General features: G+C 33.8%; 6 protein-coding genes. All 6 read left to right on the forward strand.

The genetic code is table 11. The features are described 5' to 3' along the window. Positions 1–94 precede the first annotated feature (94 nt). The 6 genes from AC3AX0_RS08925 to AC3AX0_RS08950 all read left to right on the forward strand — a co-directional run bounded on the left by AC3AX0_RS08925 (position 95) and on the right by AC3AX0_RS08950 (position 3595). The gene (locus tag AC3AX0_RS08925; protein WP_487549949.1) at positions 95–388 is read left to right on the forward strand and encodes a putative quinol monooxygenase; all 294 of its coding nucleotides are present in this window, start codon (positions 95–97) and stop codon (positions 386–388) included. Positions 389–544: 156 nt separating this feature from the next. Continuing rightward, positions 545–1180: a flavodoxin family protein gene (locus AC3AX0_RS08930; protein ID WP_487549950.1), complete on the forward strand. Its 636-nt coding sequence runs from the start codon at positions 545–547 to the stop codon at positions 1178–1180. Between the two features lie 144 nt (positions 1181–1324). Further along, entirely contained in the window at positions 1325–1714 is a 390-nt protein-coding gene (locus AC3AX0_RS08935) for an ArsR/SmtB family transcription factor (RefSeq protein ID WP_487549951.1), read from the forward strand. Beyond that, positions 1714–2781, forward strand: a complete 1068-nt coding sequence (gene arsB, locus AC3AX0_RS08940) for an ACR3 family arsenite efflux transporter (RefSeq protein ID WP_487549952.1) — start codon at positions 1714–1716, stop codon at positions 2779–2781. Before AC3AX0_RS08935 ends, arsB begins: the two co-directional genes overlap by 1 nt. 97 nt (positions 2782–2878) lie before the next feature. After that, positions 2879–3286: an arsenate reductase ArsC gene (locus tag AC3AX0_RS08945; protein ID WP_487549953.1), complete on the forward strand. Its 408-nt coding sequence runs from the start codon at positions 2879–2881 to the stop codon at positions 3284–3286. Positions 3287–3334: 48 nt separating this feature from the next. Then, positions 3335–3595, forward strand: a complete 261-nt coding sequence (locus AC3AX0_RS08950; protein ID WP_487549954.1) for a MoaD/ThiS family protein — start codon at positions 3335–3337, stop codon at positions 3593–3595. Positions 3596–3878: the final 283 nt, after the last annotated feature.

The raw sequence follows: 3878 nt of genomic DNA on the forward strand, positions 1-3878 counted from the left end.
CTAAGTTGACTTACAAAAAAGTGCCTACTTGAAGGAACTTCCCAAATATAATATACTGTTAACCATATACACAGTATGATACAAGGAGATTATCATGATAACAATAGTTGCTAAATGTATTATAAAAAAAGACAAGGTTGAAGAATTCAAAAAACTAGCAGAAGAGCTTGTCAAGGAAAGCAAGAAGGAAGCAGGCTGTATTTCCTATGATTTGTTTGAAGATATAAAAAAACCGAATGTTTTAACTTTTATTGAAGAATGGAAGGATATGGATGCTATTGAGGAGCATAACAATACAGCTCATTTCACTTCTATAGTACCAAAGTTTGATGAACTTAGAGAAGATAGTACAGTAAATCTTTACCAGAAAGCAGCTATGCTGCGTTAAATGTGTGAACATTTATTAAGATGCGAAGTAAAGTTTCTTTAAATGCATAACACCAACGTTTCAAGGGGTTATGTATATTTTAATTTTACTAAGCAGTAAGAAAGCATAATAAAAAATTTATTAAAGGAGTCGGGACTGAATAGTCCTAATAAAATTATGAAAGTAGTAGCATTTAACGGAAGTCCAAATAAAGAAGGAAACACATACCATGCAATAAAGCTTGTAGCTGATGAGCTTGAAAAAGAAGGAATAGAAATAGAAGTAGTCCATATTGGAAACAAGAAAATCAGAGGCTGCATGGCTTGCAATAAATGCAGGGTGAATATGGATGAAAAATGCATATTTGAAGATGATGTAGTGAATGAAATGGTTCAGAAATTAAAGGAAGCTGATGGAATAATACTGGGATCTCCTGTACATTATACAGATATGGCCGGAACGATGAAGTCGTTTCTCGACAGGTTGTTCTACGTATCCGGTGCCAATGGCAACTTCTTAAAACACAAGGTGGGAGTTTCAGTAGTAGCGGTAAGACGCACAGGAGGGTTGACTGCTGTCAATCAGTTGAACTCATATTTGAATTATTCTGAAATGATTATACCTACATCATATTATTGGAATGTAATCCATGGTATGACTCCTGGAGAAGTTCTCAAGGATGAAGAAGGAGTTTGTACTATGAAAACTCTTGGAAGAAACATGGCATGGGCAATGAAACTTGTTGAAAACGGCAAGGATACAGTTAAGAAACCTGAAAAAGAAGAAAAAGTTGCAATGAGTTTCATAAGATAGTATATTAATACTAGACAGCAAGGGTTTTTTAATCATACTCTTGCTGTTTATTTTTGTTAAATGAGTAAAACTGTTGCAAGGTAGTAAACATCATGATTGTATATGAGTATAATCGAATATACTCATATACAAAGGAGGTTAATTATGGTGGAATTTTTCAAAGCCCTTTCTGATGAAAACAGGTTAAGGCTTGTTAATATACTAATGCATGCTGAACTGTGTGTTTGTGAAATTGAAGTTATGCTTGAATTGAATCAGTCAAACATATCAAGGCATCTTAAAAAGCTTAAGGATGCAGGTATTATAAGTTCTTCAAAAGATGCCCAGTGGATTCATTATAAATTATCTGATGATTTTGAAAAAGAAAACATTTTGCTTAATGAATATTTAAGGGATGAATTTGAGAAAAATGAAGTTTTTATTAAAGACTTGGAAAGATATATGAGGTATGAAAAATCAAATTTTAATTGTCAGTATATAAGAGAAGACAGAGATAATGTATTGGATTTGATTAAACCCGGAGGAAACAGTTGATGAATAAAAATAATGAAGATAATACTATTAAAACTTCAGAAGCAATGGATGTTTTTGGAAGATATTTGACAATATGGGTTGCTTTGTGCATAATTGCAGGAGTGATGATAGGAAGATTCATACCAGCAGTACCGGCCGTATTAAGCAGATTTGAATATGCAAATGTTTCGATACCGGTATCAATACTTATTTGGCTGATGATTTATCCAATGATGCTAAAAATAGATTTTAAGAGCATAGTGGAGGCAACCAAAAAGCCTAGAGGATTGACAGTTACCTGTGTAACAAACTGGTTAATAAAGCCTTTTACAATGTATCTAATATCAGCATTTTTCTTGAAAATTGCTTTTAGGTCATTCATTGGACCCGATCTTGCCAATGAGTACCTTGCGGGAGCAGTTTTATTGGGAGCAGCTCCATGCACTGCCATGGTATTTGTTTGGAGTCATTTGACAAAGGGAGATCTGGCATACACCCTTGTACAGGTATCAGTTAACGATTTGATATTGTTGGTTGCATTTGCACCAATAGTAGCATTTCTGTTGGGAGTAAGTGACATAACGGTACCCTACAATACACTGTTCTTGTCAGTTGTACTGTTTGTAGTAATTCCACTTCTTGGTGGCTATGTTTCAAGAGAATATATCATTAAAAACAAGGGACTTGAATATTTCGAGAGGGTATTCCTGAAGAAGTTTGATAATACTACAATCATAGGATTATTATTGACATTGATAACTATATTTTCATTTCAGGGTGAAATAATTTTAAATAATCCATTACATATAGTCCTCATAGCAGTTCCTTTGGTTATACAGACATTTCTAATATTCTTCATTGCATATTTCTGGGCAAAGGCATGGAAACTTAAGCATAATATAGCTGCACCAGCTGCCATGATAGGAGCAAGCAACTTTTTTGAACTGGCAGTGGCTGTGGCAATATCACTGTTTGGACTTAATTCTGGAGCTGCCCTTGCAACTGTTGTCGGAGTACTTGTTGAAGTTCCAGTCATGCTGACCCTTGTAAAGATAGCAAATCACACAAAATTCTGGTTTGTTGAATAAAAACAAGAAACTAATGAATTATTGATATTTGTATGGAGAACTTTAAAAGCTCGCTAGTGTAATGACTGATTAATTGAAGAAATTGGAGGAAGAATAAATGAAATATAAGATAGCTTTTGTTTGTGTACACAATTCCTGTAGAAGCCAGATGGCTGAAGGTTGGGCAAAGAAACTTGGAAAGGATGCATTGGAAGCATATTCTGCTGGTACTGAAGACTATGCTGAGGTTAAGCCTCTTGCCGTAAAGGTGATGGAAGAGGCAGGAATAAACATGGAAGGGCACAAACCCAAGCTTTTGACGGATATTCCTGAAGAACTAGATATTCTCATAACCATGGGATGCAATGTTGTATGTCCATTCGTTCCCAACAAACATTCTGAAGACTGGGGCATAGAAGATCCTTCCGGTGGACCAATTGAAGGATTCAGGAATACTAGAGACATAATCAAGGATAAAGTTGAAGAATTAATAAAAAGAATTGAAAATGGTGAACTTGTGTTATAATATAATGTGATTTACATACGAAAACATCAAATTATTTTGGAGTAGTATATGAAAGATAATAAGGAAAACACTAAAATAAGTGGTAAATATGTTGAAGTTAGATACTTTGCAACTTTCAGAAAAAACAATATAAAAAAGGAATTTATTGATTATATAGAAGGAATGACAGTTAAGGATATTCTATTTTTAAAGGAAATAGATGAGAAGGATGTTGCTATACTTCTAGTCAATGGTATAAGGAAGACAGGGGATAAGGTGCTTGAACAAGGCGACATAATATCACTTTTCCCACCTGTAGGCGGCGGATGATAAAATATATATGAAAAACTATTTTGCAACAAAAAACATGGGTTTTAGAAGAAATGAAATTTTTATTATACAGAATTACAGGAGCGTAATATGTTTAAATAGATTAAGAGTAAAAAGGTTTATCAGCATGTAGTTGAACAGATAAAAGTGTTAATAAATAAACAATACTTTTCAATTGTATAAATGTGTGTTATAATCCTGTCTTTGACACTAAAAAAAGAAAAAACCGTGGTATCCCTTGCAAATAGCGGGCTATCGCGGTTTTTGTTTTAGTCAAAAAGTG

This window comes from Dethiosulfatibacter sp. (assembly GCF_983023055.1).

Coding starts and splice junctions, on each gene's coding strand:
- AC3AX0_RS08935 (WP_487549951.1), top strand. CDS start 1,325: ATGGTGGAATTTTTCAAAGCCCTTTCTGATGAAAACAGGTTAAGGCTT.
- AC3AX0_RS08925 (WP_487549949.1), top strand. CDS start 95: ATGATAACAATAGTTGCTAAATGTATTATAAAAAAAGACAAGGTTGAA.
- AC3AX0_RS08950 (WP_487549954.1), top strand. CDS start 3,335: ATGAAAGATAATAAGGAAAACACTAAAATAAGTGGTAAATATGTTGAA.
- AC3AX0_RS08945 (WP_487549953.1), top strand. CDS start 2,879: ATGAAATATAAGATAGCTTTTGTTTGTGTACACAATTCCTGTAGAAGC.
- arsB (WP_487549952.1), top strand. CDS start 1,714: ATGAATAAAAATAATGAAGATAATACTATTAAAACTTCAGAAGCAATG.
- AC3AX0_RS08930 (WP_487549950.1), top strand. CDS start 545: ATGAAAGTAGTAGCATTTAACGGAAGTCCAAATAAAGAAGGAAACACA.